General features: G+C 69.7%; 18 protein-coding genes, 1 tRNA gene and 2 pseudogenes. 5 read left to right on the top strand and 16 right to left on the bottom strand.

Going from position 1 to position 19,860, the window contains the following annotated elements; genetic code table 11:
• Positions 1–90 precede the first annotated feature (90 nt).
• The 5 genes and pseudogenes from A5691_RS15490 to A5691_RS15470 all read right to left on the bottom strand — a co-directional run bounded on the left by A5691_RS15490 (position 91) and on the right by A5691_RS15470 (position 4,644).
• Entirely contained in the window at positions 91–1,488 is a 1,398-nt protein-coding gene (locus A5691_RS15490) for a recombinase family protein (protein ID WP_068018210.1), read from the bottom strand.
• Positions 1,489–1,518: 30 nt separating this feature from the next.
• A pseudogene (locus tag A5691_RS15485) lies at positions 1,519–2,397 on the bottom strand (13E12 repeat family protein); the annotation flags it as partial.
• Complete coding sequence (locus tag A5691_RS15480; protein WP_068018206.1) at positions 2,388–2,603, bottom strand: hypothetical protein; 216 nt, start codon at positions 2,601–2,603, stop codon at positions 2,388–2,390. The pseudogene A5691_RS15485 and the gene A5691_RS15480, both read right to left, overlap by 10 nt.
• 141 nt (positions 2,604–2,744) lie before the next feature.
• Entirely contained in the window at positions 2,745–3,275 is a 531-nt protein-coding gene (locus A5691_RS15475) for a YbhB/YbcL family Raf kinase inhibitor-like protein (RefSeq protein ID WP_068018203.1), read from the bottom strand.
• Positions 3,276–3,297: 22 nt separating this feature from the next.
• Entirely contained in the window at positions 3,298–4,644 is a 1,347-nt protein-coding gene (locus A5691_RS15470) for a M20/M25/M40 family metallo-hydrolase (RefSeq protein ID WP_197505029.1), read from the bottom strand.
• Positions 4,645–4,757: 113 nt separating this feature from the next.
• Between A5691_RS15470 and A5691_RS15465 the strand changes: the two genes are divergently transcribed.
• The 5 genes and pseudogenes from A5691_RS15465 to A5691_RS15445 form a co-directional block, all read left to right on the top strand.
• Positions 4,758–4,843, top strand: a tRNA-Leu gene (locus A5691_RS15465).
• Between the two features lie 262 nt (positions 4,844–5,105).
• The gene (locus tag A5691_RS15460) at positions 5,106–6,767 is read left to right on the top strand and encodes a PP2C family protein-serine/threonine phosphatase (protein ID WP_067758618.1); all 1,662 of its coding nucleotides are present in this window, start codon (positions 5,106–5,108) and stop codon (positions 6,765–6,767) included.
• Positions 6,764–7,861, top strand: a complete 1,098-nt coding sequence (locus A5691_RS15455; RefSeq protein WP_067886771.1) for a B12-binding domain-containing protein — start codon at positions 6,764–6,766, stop codon at positions 7,859–7,861. Before A5691_RS15460 ends, A5691_RS15455 begins: the two co-directional genes overlap by 4 nt.
• The gene (locus A5691_RS15450; protein WP_067886768.1) at positions 7,858–8,223 is read left to right on the top strand and encodes an STAS domain-containing protein; all 366 of its coding nucleotides are present in this window, start codon (positions 7,858–7,860) and stop codon (positions 8,221–8,223) included. Before A5691_RS15455 ends, A5691_RS15450 begins: the two co-directional genes overlap by 4 nt.
• A 39-nt stretch (positions 8,224–8,262) precedes the next feature.
• Positions 8,263–8,940: pseudogene (locus A5691_RS15445) on the top strand (phosphoribosyltransferase); the annotation flags it as partial.
• A 3-nt stretch (positions 8,941–8,943) separates the two neighbouring features.
• Here A5691_RS15445 and A5691_RS15440 read toward each other — a convergent pair.
• The 11 genes from A5691_RS15440 to ftsW all read right to left on the bottom strand — a co-directional run bounded on the left by A5691_RS15440 (position 8,944) and on the right by ftsW (position 19,853).
• Positions 8,944–9,297, bottom strand: a complete 354-nt coding sequence (locus A5691_RS15440; RefSeq protein WP_067758607.1) for a hypothetical protein — start codon at positions 9,295–9,297, stop codon at positions 8,944–8,946.
• A gap of 96 nt (positions 9,298–9,393) precedes the next feature.
• Positions 9,394–10,200 (bottom strand): DivIVA domain-containing protein, encoded by an 807-nt coding sequence (locus A5691_RS15435; RefSeq protein ID WP_067758604.1) that lies wholly within the window; start codon positions 10,198–10,200, stop codon positions 9,394–9,396.
• A 316-nt stretch (positions 10,201–10,516) separates the two neighbouring features.
• A complete protein-coding gene (locus tag A5691_RS15430; RefSeq protein ID WP_068018198.1) occupies positions 10,517–10,807 on the bottom strand; it encodes a YggT family protein in 291 nt (96 codons plus the stop codon).
• A gap of 145 nt (positions 10,808–10,952) precedes the next feature.
• Positions 10,953–11,594, bottom strand: coding sequence for a cell division protein SepF (locus A5691_RS15425; RefSeq protein WP_067274456.1), 642 nt, complete (start codon positions 11,592–11,594; stop codon positions 10,953–10,955).
• A gap of 62 nt (positions 11,595–11,656) precedes the next feature.
• On the bottom strand, positions 11,657–12,427 hold the full coding sequence (locus A5691_RS15420; protein ID WP_067758685.1) for a YggS family pyridoxal phosphate-dependent enzyme: 771 nt from the start codon (positions 12,425–12,427) through the stop codon (positions 11,657–11,659).
• A 5-nt stretch (positions 12,428–12,432) separates the two neighbouring features.
• The gene (gene pgeF / locus A5691_RS15415; RefSeq protein WP_067758601.1) at positions 12,433–13,140 is read right to left on the bottom strand and encodes a peptidoglycan editing factor PgeF; all 708 of its coding nucleotides are present in this window, start codon (positions 13,138–13,140) and stop codon (positions 12,433–12,435) included.
• Positions 13,141–13,241: 101 nt separating this feature from the next.
• Positions 13,242–14,393 (bottom strand): cell division protein FtsZ, encoded by a 1,152-nt coding sequence (gene ftsZ / locus A5691_RS15410; protein WP_067758682.1) that lies wholly within the window; start codon positions 14,391–14,393, stop codon positions 13,242–13,244.
• A 219-nt stretch (positions 14,394–14,612) separates the two neighbouring features.
• Entirely contained in the window at positions 14,613–15,554 is a 942-nt protein-coding gene (locus A5691_RS15405) for a cell division protein FtsQ/DivIB (protein ID WP_067758598.1), read from the bottom strand.
• Positions 15,551–17,011, bottom strand: a complete 1,461-nt coding sequence (murC, locus tag A5691_RS15400) for a UDP-N-acetylmuramate--L-alanine ligase (protein WP_068018197.1) — start codon at positions 17,009–17,011, stop codon at positions 15,551–15,553. The genes A5691_RS15405 and murC overlap by 4 nt, the downstream gene beginning before the upstream one ends.
• Positions 17,008–18,219 carry an undecaprenyldiphospho-muramoylpentapeptide beta-N-acetylglucosaminyltransferase gene (gene murG, locus A5691_RS15395; RefSeq protein ID WP_067758591.1) on the bottom strand — a complete coding sequence of 404 codons (1,212 nt, stop codon included), beginning with the start codon at positions 18,217–18,219 and terminating at the stop codon, positions 17,008–17,010. The genes murC and murG overlap by 4 nt, the downstream gene beginning before the upstream one ends.
• The gene (gene ftsW / locus A5691_RS15390; RefSeq protein WP_067758588.1) at positions 18,216–19,853 is read right to left on the bottom strand and encodes a putative lipid II flippase FtsW; all 1,638 of its coding nucleotides are present in this window, start codon (positions 19,851–19,853) and stop codon (positions 18,216–18,218) included. The genes murG and ftsW overlap by 4 nt, the downstream gene beginning before the upstream one ends.
• Positions 19,854–19,860 lie beyond the last annotated feature (7 nt).

Here is a 19,860-nt window from a genome sequence, read left to right as displayed (position 1 = left end):
TCTCCACAGTGCGTGCGCGCCATGCGCGCCGACGGAGGCTTGAGCCGGGCCACCATCAAAAGTTGTCCGTCTAAACGGTAGACCAGAGGATTACGTCGATGCAATTATCGGCCTGATGTCGATGCATTCGGGTTTGAAGTAGCGGCCACGCGGCGCAGGGTTGACCACCACCGTGCACAGCTCGTCGATGATCTTGCCTTTCATGTCCGGTGACTGTGCCGCCCAATACTTTTCGACCATCTCGGGGCCGTCGGCGACCGCATTGGCGACCGGGCTGCGGCGCGCCGCCTCGGCCAGCGCGGCGTCGATGTCGGCGATACGGGTGGTCAGCTTGCCCGATTCGCGGCGCACCGCCGGCCCGTCGAGCACCCCGTCGGTGAATAGTGTTGCCAGCCCGTCTTTTTTGGCGGCCAGCGCGGTGCGGCGGGTGCGCAGCTCCTCGACGTTGATCTGGGTGGTCTTGGGGGCCAGCGTCTTGTGCAGCCGCTTCTCGTCACGCAGGTGTTTAAGCACCTCCGACTCGACGTAGGCGTCCAGCTCGGGCTGGGAGCGCGACAGGTGCGCCGCGGCGGTGCAGGCATACCGGGAAAAGGTGCGCCCGTCGGCGTGGGTGGACACCGTGCGGTGCAGCTTCGCGCCGCACACCCCGCACACATACCGGTAGGAGCCGATGTATTTGCGTTCGTAGGACACCGCGCCGCCGCGGGACGTGTCGCGCAGGATGGCGACCACCCCGGCGTGGGTGTCGGGGTCCAGAATCGGCGTCCAAGTGCCGGGGCCGGTTTCGGTGCCGCGGTAGGTGCGCCGCCCCGCATAACGCGGATTGCACAGCAGCCGCTTGAGCCGGGAGGTGTTCCATGTCGCGCCTCGCGTCGAGGCGATGCCCTTCGCATTCCACTCGCGCGCGATCGCCCGCAGGCTCTTGCCGTCGAGCACGTCGGCGGCCGCCCGCCGAATGAGGTTGGCCTCACGCTTCTGGATCTTGCCGGTCTGGGTGTAGCCGAAGCAGCGCTGCGAGGACCACCAGGTGCCCTGTTCGGCGCGTTGAATGTTGGCACGGCGCTGCCGCTCCGCTTTGTGCTCCGACTCCATCTCCGACACCGACCCGACGATGCGGGCCAGCATCTTGCCGGTGGCGTTGGACAGGTCCAAGTCACCGCCGTTGACGGTGCGGATCTCGACCCCGCGGTCGGTGATCTCCACCAGGCGCTGCAGGTCGGCCACGCGCCGGTACAGCCGGTCAGGGTGCCAGCAGATGATGGCGTCCACTTGGCCGTGTTTGACCGCGGTCAGCAGCCGCTCGAAGCCTTTCCGTTCGGCGCCGGTGAACGCCGAAACGTCGTTGTCCTCAAAGGGCGGGTCGGGTTCGATTACCTCCCAGCCCAGCCCGGCGGCCAGTGCGCGGCAGTCTTCCCGTTGGCGGTCGACGCCGGCGCGTTGGCCGGTCGGGTCGTTGCTGATTCGGGTGTAGATCGCGGCGGTCGTCATGCGCCGATCTTAACAGCGGACAAATTCGACGACCACCATGGATGCCGGCAGGCCGTTGTGCCGGCCCAATTTGCCGCTTGCCAGCGTTGCTCTCAGCGCGGCGTTGAGGCCGTCGTGCTGGCGCTGCGCGGCCGTGCGGGTGTCCCGTTGCACCGCCTCCTCCGTCGGGGCGCCATCGATGACCGGCACCTCGTCGTCCGGATTGCACATCCCGGGGGAGGCCAGCTTGGCGAGCACCGCCTCCCAGCTGGCGCGGGCCTCGGGCGTCAGCCACCCGCTCAGCCTCGACATGCCATCGGCCTGCTGGGCGCCCAGGGTCAGCCCGCGGGCCCGCGCCCGGTCGGCATCGGTGTAGTTGCCGTCTGGGTTGAGGCAGTCCAACAGATGGCGGGCGAGCTTGGCGAGTTGATCGGGGCGATAGTGAGTTGCCTCGGAAGCCAGGTGCTTCTCGGCATGCTCGCGCGTTTCGATGTCGACCGATTCCGGCAGCTGGCGGAAAAGCTGCCGGATCACCACCACGTGGTCGGCACCGATGACACCGTCGCGCTGGGCCGCCGCGGTGGCGGGCAACACCGGCGCCAGCGGCTCACCGGTCAGCGCGCGGCGCGGGCCCAGCTCGGCGGCCTCAGCGATGCGCCGGTTGGCCTCACCCCGGTTGATGTGCAGCCGATCGGCCAGCGCCCAGCTCAGCTTGCCGCCCAACTCGGCCGAATCCCCTTGCTCACCAAGCTGATTGATGAGCTGGTGACTTGGCGCCTGAAGCCGACGCGTCTCGCACTCGAATATCTCGAGCAACCACAACCGCTCCGGGTTGGTCAGCGCTTCGTACGAGCGCCCTTGGAATCGGGAGACAACGGCGCGCAACGCGTCGACGTCGCCCTGGATCTCCTCGCGGTCCGTCAACGCCATGTGGGCCGCCCCCTCGGCGGCCCGAAGGGGCTGGACAACTCGTAGATGAGCGCATCCAGCCGTCCGAGCAGAAATCCATATCTGTCGAGTGCGGCGACAAGCTCGACCGCCGTCAGTGAATCCAACGACGCAAAGAACACGTCCTGCGCGCGCTCGAACCGTTCGAGCACGGCATCGGTGCGGCTGAGCAGATCAATCGAACACATGTTCGAATCATATCCCCGCCCACCGACAAGAAACCCAAACGCAAACCCCCCGGGACGGGAGTGACGTAAGTGATTTCGGGCCTTTCGGGCCGGCGGGCCCTTCGGGCCGGCGGGCCGGCGGGCTGGCCCGAAGCCCCGCGCCTACTTCTGTTCGTAGATGCCGTGAATGACGGCGCGCGCGATCGCGTGCTGGAACAGGTTGAAGCCGAGGTAGGCGGGACTGGCGTCCTCGCCGAGGTCCAGCTTGTCGACGTCCACGGCGTGCACCGCGATGTAGTAGCGGTGCGGCCCGTGCCCCGGCGGCGGCGCGGCGCCGATGTAGCGGCGCATACCGGCGTCGTTGACCAGCGTGAGCGCGCCCCCGGGCAGGTCGCTGCCGTCGCCGGCACCCGCGGGCAGTTCGGTGACGTCGGCGGGCAGGTTGGCCACCGCCCAGTGCCAGAAGCCCGAGGCCGTCGGCGCGTCCGGGTCATAGACGGTGACCGCGAAGCTGCGGGTCTCCCCCGGGAATCCCGACCAGCTCAACTGCGGGCTGACATCTTGCCCGCCCGCGCCCATGATCCCGCTGACTTGGGGCTTGGCCAGCGGCTGGCCGTCGGTGACCGATTCCGATGTCAGCGTGAACGTCGGCAGCTGCGGCAGCGCGGCGTACGGGTCGGGCGCGGTGCTCATGGCGAATCCTTTCGTTGACTATTCAGCAGTGTGTCAGGAAGTGTTCCAGCACATCGGTGCCGAACCTCAGCGCATCCACGGGTACCCGCTCGTCGACTCCGTGGAACAGCGCGGTGAAGTCGAGGTCCGGCGGCAACCGCAGCGGGCTGAAACCAAAACAACGAATACCCAAGCGCGCGAAAGACTTTGCGTCGGTACCACCGGAAAGCATGTAGGGCACCGTACGCCCATCGGGGTCAAGGGCCAGCACGGCGGCGTTCATGGCGTCGACCAGGTCGCCGTCGAAGCTGGTCTCGTACGACTCGAAGTCCTTGATCCATTCGCGTGTGACGTCGGGGCCCAGCAGTTCGTCGACTTCGGCCTCGAACGCCGCCTTGCGGCCAGGAAGGATTCGGCAGTCGACCACCGCTTCGGCCACCGCCGGGACGACGTTGGCCTTGTACCCGGCCTTGAGCATCGTCGGGTTCGCGGTGTCCTGCAGCACCGCCTTGAGCATGCGGGCCATGGGGCCGAGCTTTTCGATCGCTCCGGCCAGGTCGCCCGACGAAACGTCGAACGTCAGCCCGGTCTCCTCCTCGACGGCGGCCAGGAACTGCGCGACGGTGTCGGTGAGCACGAGCGGAAACTGGTGCCGGCCCAGCCGGGCGACCGCCGCGGCGACGGCGGTGACGGCGTTCTGGTCGTGCACCATGGATCCGTGCCCGGCCGGGCCGCGGGCGGTCAGCCGCATCCATGACAGGCCCTTCTCGGCCGTCTCGATCAGATAGAGCCGACGTTCGCCCCCGTCGCGGCGCGGCACGGTCAGCGAGAACCCGCCCACTTCGCCGATCGCCTCGGTCACACCCGCGAACAGGTCGGGCTGATTGTCGACCAGCCAGCGGGCCCCGTAGCTGCCCCCGTGTTCCTCGTCGGCAAGGAATGCGAACACCAGATCGCGTGGCGGCACGATGCCGGCCTGCTTCAACCGCCGGGCCACCACGATCATCATGCCGACCATGTCCTTCATGTCGACCGCGCCGCGGCCCCAGACGAAGCCGTCCTTGACCGCGCCGGAGAACGGGTGCACGCTCCACTCGGCCGGCTCGGCGGGCACCACGTCGAGATGCCCGTGGATCAGCAGGGCGCCGCGCGAGCTGTCCGCACCCGCGAGGCGGGCGATCACATTGCCGCGGCCCGGGGCGCCCGATTCCACGTACTGCGGCAAGTAGCCGACCTGAGCGAGCTGCTCGGCGACCCACTGCGCGCACTCGGCCTCGCCCCGCGTCGTCTCCGGTTCGCCGGTGTTGGTGGTGTCGAACCGGATCAACCTGCTGACGACCTCGACCACGTCGTCACTCGGGTTGGTCGGGAACTCGGTGTGCGCGGTCACAACCACCTTTCCTACCACTGCCGGTGCCGCTCGGCTCGACGCTGAGCGCCCCGGCTGGGTTGGGTGCGCGCGCGACAATCCGATAGCCTTAGCTGCCAACTCTCGTTGGCCTTGTCCGAGTGGCGGAATGGCAGACGCGCTAGCTTGAGGTGCTAGTGCCCTACTAATGGGCGTGGGGGTTCAAGTCCCCCCTCGGACACGCGACTGAGGCGAGGAAATGAACGCTCGCGTTTATTTCCGAGCCGATGGAGTGTGTTGAGCGGCGAAGCCGCAATCACACGCGTGGCGCAGGTCTTCAGGTCCGGGCCTGCCGCAGTCCCGTACTCGGGGTCGAGAAATGGCTCCTGCACTGCATCTTCGACGCACGGCCCGCACGAGCGAATCTCTCCCGCAATTCCGCACACGTACAGTCGGACGTAACGCTAGCCAACTCCGACTCCCCGCGTTGACAGGTCAACCGCATGCATGATGGTGCCCACGTAGGCGTCGAGATCGACCTCGACGGCTTGTGGGCCGCTGTGCCCTGTCCCACCCTGGTCATCGACCGCGCGGGAATCGTGCAGGCCTTGAGCGGGTCCGCCGAGTCCTTGTTGCCAGGCGCGGCCCAGGGCGGTCGAATCGACGAGACGGTCGAATGGCTTTCGCACGCGCACCATCGCCTCGTGCAGCTGCATCCCGACTCGGTCGGCCCGGACGCCTCGCTGGTATCGGGAAACGTGGGCAGCCGCAAGTTCGATGCGCACGCGGCGGTGCTGCCCAGCGGCGAGGTGGCATGGTCGCTGGTCGAGGACACCGGTCAGCTGTTGCGCGAGGCCCAAGAAGCGCTGGCACGGGAACAGGAGCGCACCGCGATCCTGCTCGAGGCGTCGTCGGTGCTGACGGCCTCGCTCAACGTCGACCGCTGCAGGGAAGCGACTGTGCAGATGGCCGCCCAACACCTGGCGGACGCGGCGGTACTGGTGGCCCCCGCGGGCCGCGGCCGTCGGCTTCCGGTCTTCTACAGCGCCGCGGCCGGGGCGGTGGAGCAGTGCAGTGTGGACGCCGACCCCGCGATGGTGGCGGGGTTGAGCGAGGCGCTGCATGGGTTCCCGCCGGTCTCCTCGAGCTGGATCGACCCCGTTTCGGTTCCGGATTGGCTCCTCCCGCAAGACTTCTCAGGTGCGGCCGGGTCCGTGATGATCCTGACGCTCCCGGGCCACGGCGTGTCGGCCGGCGCGTTGGTGTTGCTGCGGCGCACCGGTCGGCCGGTGTACACCGCCGACGAGGAGACCTTCGCCGGCTTGTTCGCCGCCCGGGCGGGGGCTGCGCTGTCCGCCGCGCGGCTCTACGCCGAGCAGGCCGCCATCACCCGCACGCTGATGCGTGACCTGCTACCCCCGCCGCTGCACGGGCTGCACGGCATCGAATTCGCCGGCGGCTACCGGGCGTCCAAGGATTACGAGGTCGTCGGCGGCGACTTCTACGACTTCCATCCCGCGCAACGTCCCGAGGACGAGACGCTGGTGGTGCTCGGCGACGTGTGCGGGAAGGGCCTGGAGGCCGCCGTGATGACCGGCAAGATCCGCAACACGCTGCAGGCGCTGACACCGCTGGCGCAGGACCACGAGGGCGTGCTCACGCTGCTCAACCGTGCCATGTTGTCGTCGGACCACACGCGGTTCGCGACGTTGGTGCTGGCGTCGGTCGCCTACCGGGACGGTCAGGTGGTGCTGCGCCTGACCTGCGCCGGGCATCCCCCTCCCTTGATCGTGCGCGACAACGGGCAAGTGGAAGAGGCCAACACCAAGGGCACACTGGTCGGCGCCCTGGAGCGCATCACTGTGCAATCTTTCGAGACCTCGCTGGCGCCGGGCGAGACGTGCGTGCTGTACACCGACGGCATCACCGAAGCGCGCGGCGGCCCGCTCGGCGACGACTTCTTCGGCGAACAGCGCCTGGCGGCCGCGCTGACCGGTTGCGCCGGGATGCCGGCCGAGGCGGTCGTCGAACGCGTCCTGATGCTGGCCTCGGACTGGGTGGGGCAACGCGTGCACGACGACATCGCCGTCGTCGCCATCACCGCCCCGCAGCGGACCCACCTCAGCGCCGTCGACGGGCACACCCGGGGCAGGTACGTGGCATGACGTCCTACGACACCGACATGACGTCCGCCACCGGTGCCGCGGACGATCTCGTTGTCCGCGAACGGCTCTGGGGGGCCCTGACCGACCGTGACGAGTACGCCGCGGCCGCCACCGTGTTCGCCGCGATGGAAGCGGGCATGACGCCCGAGGACGTGCTGCTGGAGGTGATCGCCCCCGTCCAGCACAAAGTGGGCGCGGAATGGGCCGCGAACAGGATCAGCGTCGCGCAGGAACACGCCGCCTCGGCGATCAACGATCGCGTCATCGCCGCGCTGGCCCATCACGCCGCCGGCAAGGTCTCCAGCCACGGCGGCCGGGTCACGCTGGCGTGCGTCGACGGCGAGTGGCACGCTTTGCCCGCCCGGCTGCTGGCTGAGGTCCTGCGGCTGCGTGGCTGGCAGGTCGACTTCCTCGGCGCGCAGGTGCCCACCCCGCACCTGGTCGCCCACCTGCACCAGCACGGCCCGGACGTCGTCGCGCTCTCCTGCTCGATCCCCACCCGGTTACCCAACGCGCACGCCGCGATCGTCGCGTGCCAATCCGCCGGCTTCCCCGTCCTGGCCGGCGGCGCCGCGTTCGGCCGTGACGGCCGCTTCGCCCGCCAGCTCGGGGCGGACGCGTGGGCGCCGGACGCGCGCACCGCCGACGAGCGGCTGAGCCGCGGGTTAAGCCCCGTTCGGCGGGCGTCCAACCGCCAGCCCGTCGATGACCTGCCGCATCTGGCCGACCAGGAATACACCATGGTGAGCCGGAGTGCGGCGCGGCTGGTCAAGTCCACCGTCGCCGACCTGGAGGACCGCTTTCCCGCCATGCGCGCCTACTCCCCGCTGCAGCATCAGCGCACCGTCGAGGACATCGCCCACATCGTCGACTTCCTCACCGTGAGTCTCTACACCGACGACGACGCTCTGTTCACCGACTTCATCAGCTGGACCGCCGAAATCCTCACCGCGCGCGGCGTTCCGGCGGCTTCGCTGCACCCGGCGCTGGATTCGCTGACAGTGCAGCTCAACGAGTTTCCCCGCGGCCAGCGCCTACTGACCGCAGCAAACGATGCCCTCACCGCCATCGCAGGCCCAGGAGCGTCCGAATGAACCTGTCTCTGAACACCACCACCTCCGGGCGGTCGGCCTGCGTGCGGGTCTCCGGTGATCTGGTCTACGAGACCGTGGACGCGATGGTCGAGGCCGCCGTCCAGCTCCTCACCCGCCAGCCCAACCTCGCTGACCTGCATCTCGACCTGGCCGAACTCGTCTTCTGCGATTCCGCAGGCCTGTCCGGCCTGCTGCTGGTCCACCGCCGAAGCGCTCAGGCCGGTGTGCTCCTGCACCTCGACCATCGACCGCGATTCCTCGACCGCATCCTGGACGTCACCGGCACGTTCGAGCACCTCGTCACCGCGTCCGTCTCGGATGCGGGCGGCCAGAACGCCCCGGGAGAAACCGGGGTTCGCTGACCCCTCGGCCGCCGGGGCGAGAGCCCGTAGGCTGGAACGCGACCGATGGCACCCGACGGATTTCTCCGGCACTCTGCGACGCGCACCTTCCGCGACCGCCGCGAGGCCGGTCGCGCGCTGGCCGAGCAGCTGGTGTCCTACCGCGACAGGGACGACGTGCTGGTGTTCGGGCTCGCCCGCGGCGGCGTGCCGGTGGCGTGGGAGATCGCCGCCGCGCTGCACGCCCCGCTGGATGTGTTCCTGGTCCGCAAGCTCGGGGTGCCGCGGTGGTCGGAGCTCGCGATGGGCGCGTTGGCCAGCGGCGGCGTCGTCATGAACGACGACGTGGTTTCGAGCCTGCAGATCAGCGACGAGCAGGTCCGTGAGGTAATCCGAAGCGAGACAACCGAACTCGCCCGCCGTGAGCGCGCGTACCGGGGCGATCGCGCGCCGTCCGACCCCCGCGGCCAGGTGGTGATCCTGGTCGACGACGGCATCGCGACCGGGGCCAGCATGCTGGCCGCCGTCCGGGCGGTGCGAGCCGCGGGCCCGAGATCGATCGTCGTCGCGGTGCCGGTGGGACCGCGGTCGACCTGCCGTGAGCTCACCCTCGAGGCGGACGAGGTGGTCTGCGTGACGATGCCGCCCGGATTCGAAGCGGTCGGCCAGGTGTACGACGACTTCCATCAGGTGAGCGACGACGAGGTGCGTGAGACACTCGCCACGCCCACCTGCTGACTGTTACTTGGCGGCCTCGTCGCCGCGGCCCTCCGCGGCCACCGCCGACTGTTCGGTCGCCTCCGCCGATGGCGGCGCGCCGGCTTCCGCCGGCGCTTCGTGGGCGCCCTCGTCGGGCGCTTCCTCGGTTGCTTCCTCGGGGTAGTCGACGGCCTCTTCGCCGGCCTCATCCTCGTGTTGCTCCGTGGCGCCCGCGTCGCGGCGCTGCCGCTCCTGCAACGCGTCGATGATCAACAGGACCACGCCGAGCACGCTGGCGCCGATGCACACCCAGGCCACCAACTCGTTGCTCGTGACGACGGCGAACACCAACGCGACGAGCCCGACCAGGGCCAGCACCAGCGCAATGATCAGCATCGGTCATCCTCCAAGCGGCGAGCGGGAGAGCCAGTTCGTGTGCAGGTCTAGTGTGCCGACCGCGCAGCTGGGCGAGTGTCCGGCACGCCTGTGAGGCTAGTTGTTACCCCGATTGAATTGGTCGAACCCGCCGGCGTCGGCACTGGAGTCGACGGGCGCCGCCGATCCACGCTGGCCGAGCTCCTCCAGCTGCGATTCCAGGTAGGTCTTGAGCCGGGTCCGGTATTCGCGTTCGAAGGTACGCAGCTGCTCGAGCCGGCCTTCCAGGACGGTGCGCTGCTGGTTGATCGTTCCCATGATCTCGGAGTGCTTGCGCTCGGCGTCGGCCTGCAGGGCGTCGGCCTTCTCCTGCGCCTGGCGCAGCTGGGTCTCGGAACGGGTTTGGGCGTCGGCGAGCATCGCGTCGGCGCGCTGCCGGGCCTCGGTGACCGTGGTCTCGGCCGTCTGGCGGGCCTCGGAGAGGATCTGGTCGGCGTTGGCGCGGGCATCGGCCAGCATCTTGTCCGACTCCGCCTTGGCCGTGCTGGTCAGCCGGTCGGCGGTGTCCTGGGCCAGGCTGAGCACCCGAGCCGCCTTCATGGCCTGTTCCTCGTTGCTCGACGAGGACGCGGCAGGCGCGGCCACCGGCGCCGCCTTGGGGGCCGGCTCCGGCTCGGGGACGGGAATCGCCTGAGTGGGGGCGGCCGCGGCGGCTGGGGCGGCGCTCGCGCCGCCGCCGGAGGCCAGCTCCTGGTCCAGCTCCTCGATCCGCTGACGCAGATCGCTGTTCTCTTCGATGAGCCGCGTCAGCTCGGCTTCCACCAGATCGAGGAAGGCGTCGACCTCGTCTTCGTTGTACCCCCGCTTGCCGATCGGTGGCTTACTGAACGCCACATTGTGGACGTCGGCTGGTGTAAGCGGCATTGTTTCGTCCCCTCAAGTTCCTGTCTAACGTTCTGGAAAGTGTAGAACGCAGTGGTAGCCGTCGTGCAACTGCCGTCCATCCTGTCACACCAGGCGCGACCGTTGCTGTTTAGGCCAATAAATAAGAACCAATTTCAAACGCTCAGGGCAATAAAATCCGAAACCTTAGAATTTTTAAATCGCAGCCACCAAACCGAGGCGAAAACGTGGCCGAACCGTCTCCGGGCACCGAAGCCGGCCCGCGGACAGGGACCGAAACGGCCCGGAGACAAGGCGCCGGAGACAGGGCGCCGGAGACAGGGCGCTGGAGACAAGGTTAGGCCGCGGCGCCGAAGGCGAGCTGCATGCCGATGAACGCGACCAACAGCAGCACCATGATGGACAGGTCGAAACGGAGCGCCCCGATGGTGAGTTGAGGGATCAGCCGGCGCAGCAACTTCACCGGCGGATCGGTGATCGACATGATGATCTCGAGGATCACCACGGTGATGCCGGTGGGATGCCAGTCGCGGCTGAACGATCGGATGAACTCGACGACGACCCGGGCGATGAGCAGCAGCCAGAAGATGAACAGCGCAAACCCAAGGATCTGAAAGAACAGCACCAACTGAAGAGCCCCGACCTTACCGATGAGATGTCATGCGCCGCAGGCATGCGCGGCGCCTGCCAGCGTACCGACTCCGGGCCCTCGACCACATCTCAGCTCGCCCGGCCAGCGAAGGTGGCGGCCGACCGCCGCCGCCGAGCCGGGTTTATTGGTAAGCGTAGAAGCCGGTTTCGGCGATCCGGCGACGCTCCTCCGGGGACACGTCGACGTCGGCGGGCGACAGCAGGAACACCTTGGTGGCCACCTTGTCGAAGGAGCCGCGCAACGCGAAGGCCAGGCCCGCCGCGAAGTCGACGAGCCGCTTCGCGTCGGCGTTGTCCATCGACACCAGGTCCATGATGACGGGGGTGCCGTCGCGGAACCGCTCGCCGATGGTGCGGGCCTCGCTGTAGTCCTTGGGCCGCAGCGTGGTGATCTTGGAGAGCGGGTGGCCCTCCTCGAACATCATCGCCATCCGGCGCGGGTCCATCGCCAGCGCGCCGCGGGTCGAATTGCGCAGCCAGGACCCGAAGCGCGGCCTGCCCATCTCGGGCCGCTCGAACTCGCGGGGGTGGACGGCGCCGTACCGCGACTCCTCCGCGTAACCGCCGCGGTAGCCGCCAGGCGGCGGGTAGTCCGCGGGCTCGCGCGGGTCGTCGTAGTCGCGCCCCTCGTAGCGGCCGTACCCGTCGTCGAAACGGGGGCGCGGGAATCCGCGGGAGGGCGCGTGGTCGTCGTAATACTCGTCGTCGTAGTCGTCCATCGGGGCCATACCGAAATAGGCCTTGACTTTGTGCAGTGTGCTCATTGCGTTGACCCCTTCTAGCCCCTGATGCTTGGTGTCAGTGATGAAGATGTGACTACAGTGACTTAATACGGTGACGGTAGCGGCCGCGGGCCCAATAGCGCGGTACCGACACGCACACATGTCGAACCGTGTTTGACGGCAATTTCGAAATCGTCGGACATGCCGGCGGACAGTCCGACGGCGTTGGGATGCGATTCCAGCACGCGCAGATGCTCCGTTCGCAGGCGCCCGAAGGCCGCGTCAGGGTCCGAGCCCAGCGGCGGGATGGCCATCAGCCCGGCCAGTTCCAGGTGTTTTGACTCCTCGGCCTGCGCGCAAAGCTGGTCGACCGCGCCCGGCAGCGAGATGTCGACGCCGCCCCGCGACTCGTCGCCGTCAAGGCTGATCTGGACGTAGATCCGCATCGGATCGGCGCGGCGGCCCTCCGCCAGGGCGGCCGAGACGCCCCGATCGAGGGCGCTGACCAATTGCGAGCTGTCCACCGAGTGAGCGGTATGCGCCCAGCGGGCGACCGAGCGGGCCTTGTTCCGCTGGATGTGGCCCACCATGTGCCAGCGCATGGCCGGGACGTCCACCCGCGATAAGAGTTTGGTGACTTCGCTCACTTTTTCCGATGCTTCCTGATCCCGCGATTCGCCAACGGCCCGGCAACCCAAACGCGACAAAGTCACCACATCGGTTGCTGGGAAGAATTTGGTAATCGGCAGCAGTTCGATTTCACCGACATTGCGACCCGCCGCTTCGGCGGCCGCCGCAAGGCGCGAGCGCACCGCCGCTAATGCGTGGGTCAATTCCGTTTCGCGGTCACCCCCCGCAGGCATGTCCACCGCCATCGCGGTCACTCCATCCACACCAGGGAGGCCAGCCGGCCGGTGGGCGCGTCCCGGCGGTGGCTGAACAACGTCGGGTCGTCGACCGTGCACCGCGGATCGATGTCGATGGCCCTCACACCCAAATCCGTTAACTGGCAAGCGATTCCGGCCCGAAGATCGAGGCCGGGGGTGCCCGCCGAGGTGGTGGTGCGGCTGCCGGGCAGCGCGGCCTCCACCTCGTCGGCCATGGCCGCGGGCACCTCGTAGTTGCGGCCGCTGACCGCCGGGCCCAGCAGGGCCGAGATGTCCTCGGGGCGCGCGCCCAGCTCGACCATCGCCTCCACGGTGCGGGCCACCACCCCGCGCTGGGCGCCGACGCGGCCTGCGTGCACGGCCGCGGCCACTCCGGCGCGCGCGTCGGCGAGCAACACCGGCACGCAGTCGGCCGTCACCACCGCCAGAGCCAGCCGCGCGGTGCCGGTCACCAGCGCGTCGGTGTTCTCGACCGCGCCGCCCCGTGGCCGGTCGACCACCTCCACCCGGTCACCGTGGACCTGGTCCATCCACACGACGCGCTCGGGCTTGAGCCCGATGGCGGCGGCCAGCCGGTTGCGGTTGGCGGCCACCGCCGCCGGATCGTCGCCGACGTGGTCGCCCAGGTTGAAGGTGTCGAACGGTGGACCCGAGACACCACCGGCGCGGGTGGTGGTCACCCGCCGGATGCGCACGCTCACTTCTTCAGTATCCGGAGCCCCCCGGCTGCCAGCGGGCAGCGCCATCCTGCCCGTGCTTTTCGTGGCCGGTTTGTCGCGCACTGGCAAGCAGATCGAGACCCTCAGCGGCGCATGAACGGCGGCACGTCGACGTCGTCGTCGTCGCCACCGATATTCAGCGTGGCGCCGTTGGTGTGAACCGGGACGCTGACCGCGTCGACGGGTTCAAACAGTGTCGAGGTGAGCTTGCCGGCCTTCGCCGATTCGATGCGGTGCGCGCCGCCTTTTTCGGCGGCGCTGTCCCCGGTGACCGGTCTGCGACCGGGACCGGTCGCGCTGAAGCCCGCGGCGATGACGGTGACGCGCACCTCGTCGCCGAGGGAGTCGTCGATGACGGTCCCGAAGATGATGTTGGCGTCCTGGTGGGCGGCGTCCTGCACCAGCGAGGCGGCCTCGTTGATCTCGAACAGGCCCAGGTCGCTGCCGCCGGCGATCGACATCAGCACGCCCTGGGCGCCCTCCATGGACTGCTCCAGCAGGGGTGAATTGATCGCGATCTCGGCGGCCTTGAGCGACCGGCCCTCGCCGCGGGCCGAGCCGATGCCCATCAGCGCGGTCCCCGCGCCGGACATGATGCCCTTGACGTCGGCGAAGTCGACGTTGATCAGGCCCGGCGTGGTGATCAGGTCGGTGATGCCCTGCACGCCGTTGAGGAGCACCTCATCGGCGCTGCGGAAAGCGTCCATCAGGGACACCGCGGCGTCGCCCATCTGCAGCAACCGGTCGTTGGGGATGACGATCAGGGTGTCGCAGCTTTCCCGCAGCGTGTTGATGCCGCCTTCGGCCTGCGAACCGCGCCGCTTGCCCTCGAAGGAGAACGGCCGGGTGACCACGCCGACGGTCAGCGCGCCCAGCTTGCGGGCGATGCTGGCGACGACGGGCGCGCCGCCGGTGCCCGTGCCGCCGCCCTCGCCGGCGGTCACGAACACCATGTCCGCGCCACGCAGCAGCTCCTCGATCTCGTCCTTGGCGTCCTCGGCGGCCTTGCGGCCGACCTCCGGGTCGGCCCCGGCGCCGAGCCCGCGGGTGGAGTCGCGGCCGACGTCGAGCTTGACGTCGGCATCGCTCATCAACAGCGCCTGCGCATCGGTGTTGATCGCGATGAACTCCACGCCCTTGAGGCCCTGTTCGATCATCCGGTTGACGGCGTTGACGCCGCCACCACCGATACCCACAACCTTGATGACGGCCAGGTAGTTATGCGGGGGGGTCATCATCTCGTCTTCCTCCCTGGTGGGGATTCGGTTTCTCCGGTCACTCACGGTCCCTCTGGCAAACCCTCAACCTCAACCATAGAGTTAGAGTTATGTCAAGTAGTTCCGCGCAACCAGAACGGTATGGGCATGGCGCGCCCTAACCCCGCAGGCGCGCCGACGCGCGGCTCGCAAATTTTTTCTGTTACGACCGTCACACGCCGCGCTTGACCGGCGTCGCTACTTCACCGTCGGCAGGTCGGGGCTCGACACGTCGTAGGTCCGTCCGGGCTGGGTCAGCAGCGCGGCCAGCTTCTCGGCCTTCTCGTCGGTGCGATCGGTCGTCCCCCAGATGACGACCCGGCCATCGCCCAGCGTCAGCGTGATCGAGGCGACCGAGGGGGCTGCGACCCGGCCCACCTGGCCCGCGACCTCGGGTCGCAGCGCGGTCAGCACCTGCAGCGCGGCCTTGGTCGCCGGGTCGTTGGGGCCCGGGTTGGCGACATCGAGGTACGGCAGCGCCGGCGGCGGCGGCCCGGTCGCGAAGTCGACGCCGTCGCGGTCGAACAGGTGCGGGCCGTCGGGAAAGTCCTTCACCGCCACCGCGATTCGCTCGACGATGGTGATGCGCAGCGCCGACGGGTACTGGCGCTGCACCCGGGCGCTGGCCACCCGCCGGATGGCGGCCACCCGGTCGGCGACCTGGTTGGTGTTGATCTGCAGCAGCGGCGTGCCCGGCCGCACCCGGGCGGCGTCCAACACCTCTTCCCGGGTCACCACCCCGGTGCCGACGACGACGATGTTGCGGGCCGACATCGCGGGGGTGAAGTACAGGATCAGCGCGAGCCCGATCCCGAGGGCGACCAGCAGCACCGTCACCAACAGCATCTTCAGGCCGCGGACCACACCCCGGGCCACGGGTTTGGGCTCGTCGGCCGCGCGGCCGGTGGCCCGGCGTTTGGCCTCCCGGCGGGCCTCTTCGATGGCGGTGGCGCGTGCCTGCGCCGCGCGGCGCTCGGCTCTTTCCCGGCGCGCCCGTCGGCGCGGCCCCTCGAATTCCTCGTCCTCCGTGGGCTTCTCGACGTCGGGCCCCGCGGCGAAGATCGGTTCGGTGATCGCGCCGTCCGCCGAACCGGAGGCCGATTCGCCGGCGACACCCACGGGGTCGTCCGGCTGGGTCATCGCGGCACTCCCGGCCGGCCGGGCGCGCTGCGGTTGTCCCGGATCCGCAGCTCGGTGACGATCTCCGGCCCGAGCAGGGTCACGTCGCCCGCGCCCATCGTGACGATGACGTCGCCCGGGCCGGCAGCCGCGGCCACCTGCTCGGCGACCGCGGAGAAGTTCGGCAGGTAGCGCACGGGCACGCTGACGTGCTCGGCGACGCTGGCGCCGCTGACCCCGGCCAGCGGTTGTTCGCGGGCGCCGTACACGTCGAGGACGAACACCTCGTCGGCGGCGTCCAGCGCGCGACCGAATTCCGCGGCGAATTCCTTTGTGCGCGAATATAAGTGAGGCTGAAAAACCACGAGGCTGCGGCCGCCGGAGCTCTGCTCGAGGACCGTGCGGACGGCGGCCAGCGTCGCGCTGATCTCGGTGGGATGGTGGGCGTAGTCGTCGAAGACGCGCACCGACCCGGAGTTGCCGACCAGTTCGAACCGCCGGCGGACCCCCTCGAAACCAGCCAGCCCGTCCAGCACCGCGTCCGCCGGGGCGCCGATCTCGAGCGCGGCGAGCAGGGCGCCAAGCGCGTTGAGCGCCATGTGCCGACCGGGCACCGACAGCCGCATCACGTGGGGATGCTGTTCGCCCGCCAGCTGGACGTGGGCGACCGCCTCGGTGCCCTGCTGCTCCCAGGACAGCAGGGTGGCGGCCTGGTCCACGCCCGGGTCGGATCCATAACGCAGCACCCGGATTCCCAGCTCGGCCGTGCGGTCCGCCAGCGCGGCCGCGCCCGGATCGTCGACGCACACAACCAACGCCCCACCCGGGGCCAGCCGCTCCACGAAGGCGTCGAACACCCGGACGTAGGCGTCGGCGCTGCCGTAGAAATCCAGGTGATCGGTCTCGATGTTGGTGACCACGGCGACGTTCGGCGTGTATTCCAGCAGCGAGCCGTCGCTCTCGTCGGCCTCCGCCACGAAGCAGTCACCGCTGCCGTGATGCGCGTTGGTGCCGGCCTCCCCCATCTCACCGCCGACCGCGAACGACGGGTCGCGCCCGCAGTGCTGCAGCGCCACGATCAACATCGACGTCGTCGTCGTCTTGCCGTGCGTGCCGGTGACCATCAGCGTGGTGCGCCCGTCCATCAGCTTGGCCAGCACCGCCGGGCGCAGGATGATCGGAATGCCCCGCCGGCGGGCCTCGACGAGCTCGGGGTTGGTCTTCGGAATGGCGGCGTGGGTGGTGATGACCGCCGTCGGGCCGCCCGGCAGCAGGTCGAGCGACGACGCGTCATGGCCGATGCGGATCGAGGCGCCCCGGGCGCGCAGGGCGTGCACGCCGCGGGACTCCTTGGCATCGGACCCCGAGACCAGCGCGCCGCGGTCCAGCAGGATGCGGGCGATGCCCGACATGCCGGCTCCGCCGATGCCCACCATGTGCACCCGCTGCAGGTCGGGCGGCAGCTGTTCGGCGTTCACCGCCGCCCTCCCGCGGCTGCCTTCCTGGCGATGTCCAGCGCCGCCTGCGCCACCTGGCGCGCCGCGTCGGGGTGCCCGACCCGCGCGGCGGCCGTCGTCATAGCCGCCAACCGGGGCGGGTCGTTGAGCAGGGCGGACACCTCGCGGGCCACCAGTTCCGGCGTCAGCGCGGCGTCGGCGACCACCATGCCGCCCCCGCCGTTGACCACCGGCAGCGCGTTGAGCCGCTGTTCGCCGTTGCCGATCGGCAGGGGCACGTAGATGGCCGGCAGCCCGACCGCCGAGACCTCGGCGACGGTCATGGCGCCGGACCGGCAGATCGCCAGGTCGGCGGCGGCGTAGGCCAGGTCCATCCGGTCGAGGTAGGGCACCGCGACGTACGGCGGATCGCCCGGTTGGCTCTCCCGCAGGTCGAGGGTGTTCTTCGGCCCGTGCGCGTGCAGCACCGACACGCCCGCGGCCGCCAGGTCGGCGGCGGCGCCGGACACGGCCCGGTTGAGCGACACGGCCCCCTGCGAACCGCCGAACACCAGCAACACCCGCGCGTCCTCGGCGAAGCCGAAATGCCTGCGCGCCTCGGCGCGCAGCGCCGCGCGGTCCAGCGACGTGATGGCCGCCCGCACCGGCACCCCCACCACCTCGGCGCGCGGCAAACCGCAGTCGGGAACCGCGGACAGCACCCGGTCGGCGCCGCGGGCGCCGACGCGGTTGGCCAGGCCGGCGCTGGCGTTCGCTTCGTGGATCAGCACCGGGACGCGTCGCCGACGGCTGAGGCCGCGGGGAATCCCGCGGGCGGCGAGGTAGGCCGGCAGCGCCACGTACCCACCGAAACCGATGATGACGTCGGCGTCCACCGCGTCGAGCACCGCGCGGGTCTCGCGGACCGCGCGCCACACCCGCGGGGGCAGCCGCGCGAGGTCGCCGCTGGGCTTGCGTGGCAGCGGCACCGGCGTGATCAGCTCGAGGTGGTAGCCGCGCTGGGGCACCAGCCTGGTCTCCAGCCCGCGGTGGGTGCCGAGCGCGGTGATGCGCACCTGCGGATCGAGTGCGCTGAGCGCGTCGGCCACCGCCATCGCGGGCTCGACGTGGCCCGCGGTGCCCCCGCCGGCCAGCACGACCGACAGGGGTTTAAATGCCGACAACGCGGCACCGGCGGGCTGGGGACTTGTCCCCCGCCCGCCGGTCGGCTTGCTGACCGTGTCGTTCACCCGTAACGCTGACCTTCCAGTGCGCGTGCGCGCCGTGCCTGACGCTGGCCGGCCCCGCGAGTGGCGGAGCGCTGGCCAGATCCATGATGCACCGCCCTGCGCGCCGGCCGTGCGGCTGTGCGGGAGAACGCCGGCCGCAGCGGTTCCTGGGCCGTGCGGGCGGGCTTGCGCGCGCCGTTGCGCGGCGGGCTTCCCTTGCCCGGTTGCTTGCCGCCGCGCTTGCGGTCGCGGAACGATTCCAGCCGCGTCGGCACGTACGGCTGCGGCAGCGGCAGCCGCAGGAAGCGGTTCACCTTGTCGTCACGGCCGGCGCGCAGCGCGGCCACCGCCTCCGGTTCGTGACGGGCCGCGTTGGCCATGATGCCGATCATGAAAAGCGTTGCAGCCGTGGAAGTTCCACCCGCTGAGATGAGCGGCAGCTGGATGCCGGTGACCGGCAGGATCCCGATCACGTAACCGATGTTGATGAACGCCTGGCCCAGCACCCACATCGTCGTCGTGGCGGTTAGGAGCCGCAGGAAGGGGTCGGCCGACCGGCGGGCGATGCGCATCCCGGTGTAGGCGAACAACCCGAAGAGCACCAGCAGCCCGAACGCGCCGACGAAGCCCAGCTCCTCGCCGATGATCGCGAAGATGAAGTCGTTGTGGGCGTTGGGCAGGTAGTTCCACTTCGCGACGCCCTGGCCCAGGCCGTCGCCGAAGATCCCCCCGTGGGCCAGGGCGAACTTCGCCTGGCGGGCCTGGTAGCCGGTGTCCATGGGGTCGTTCTCGGGGTTCATCCAGGACTTCACCCGGTCCGAGCGGTAACCCGCGGACATGGCCAGGACCGCGCCCGCCATGAAGACGGCCAGCAGCGAGGTGGCGAAGACGCGCAGCGGCAGCCCGGCGTACCACAACAACGCCAGCAGGATGATGCCCAGCGACACCGTCTGCCCCAGGTCAGGCTGGGCGACGATCAGCGCCAGCGCGATGACCGCCGCCGGCACCAGCGGGATCAGCATCTCGCGCAGCGAGGCGCGCTCCAGGCGGCGTGCCGCCAGCAGGTGCGCGCCCCAGATGGCGAAGGCGATCTTCGCCAACTCCGAGGGCTGCATCGAGAAGCCGGCGATGACGAACCACTTCCGGGACCCGTTGGCCAGGTTGCCGATGCCGGGCACCAGCACGAGCACGAGCAGGATGACGGTGACGACGTAGCCGGTGAAGGCGACGCGGCGGATGAACCGGACCGACATGCGCAGCGAGGCGTAGCAGGCGATCAGGCCGATCACCGTCCACAGCACCTGCTTGCCGAAGATCACCCAGGCCGACCCGTCGGCGTCGTAGGACCGCACGCCCGAGGCCGACAGCACCATGATCAAACCGAGCGTCGTCAGCAGCCCGGCCACGGCGATGATCAGGTGGAACGAGGTCATGGGCCGGCTCAGCCAGGCGCCGAACCGGTTACGCCCCTCGCCTCCCGCCTGCGGCTTCGTGGACGGCCTGGCCTCCGAGCTGCCTGCGGCGCTGACGGGGCCGGTCGCCGCGTCGTCGTCGGCGTCCGGCTGCTCCGGTGCGGCGGCGTCGGTGGCCTTGGTGGCGCCGGCCTCTGCAATGTCCTTGCCCCGGCGTCTGAGCCGGGCCAGCGGGTTACCCATTCCCGCC

This window comes from Mycobacterium sp. E183 (genome assembly GCF_001667735.1).
In the GTDB taxonomy this organism is placed as follows: domain Bacteria; phylum Actinomycetota; class Actinomycetes; order Mycobacteriales; family Mycobacteriaceae; genus Mycobacterium.
Note: the sequence above shows the minus strand (reverse complement) of the source record. Positions and strands in the feature narration are given on the sequence as shown.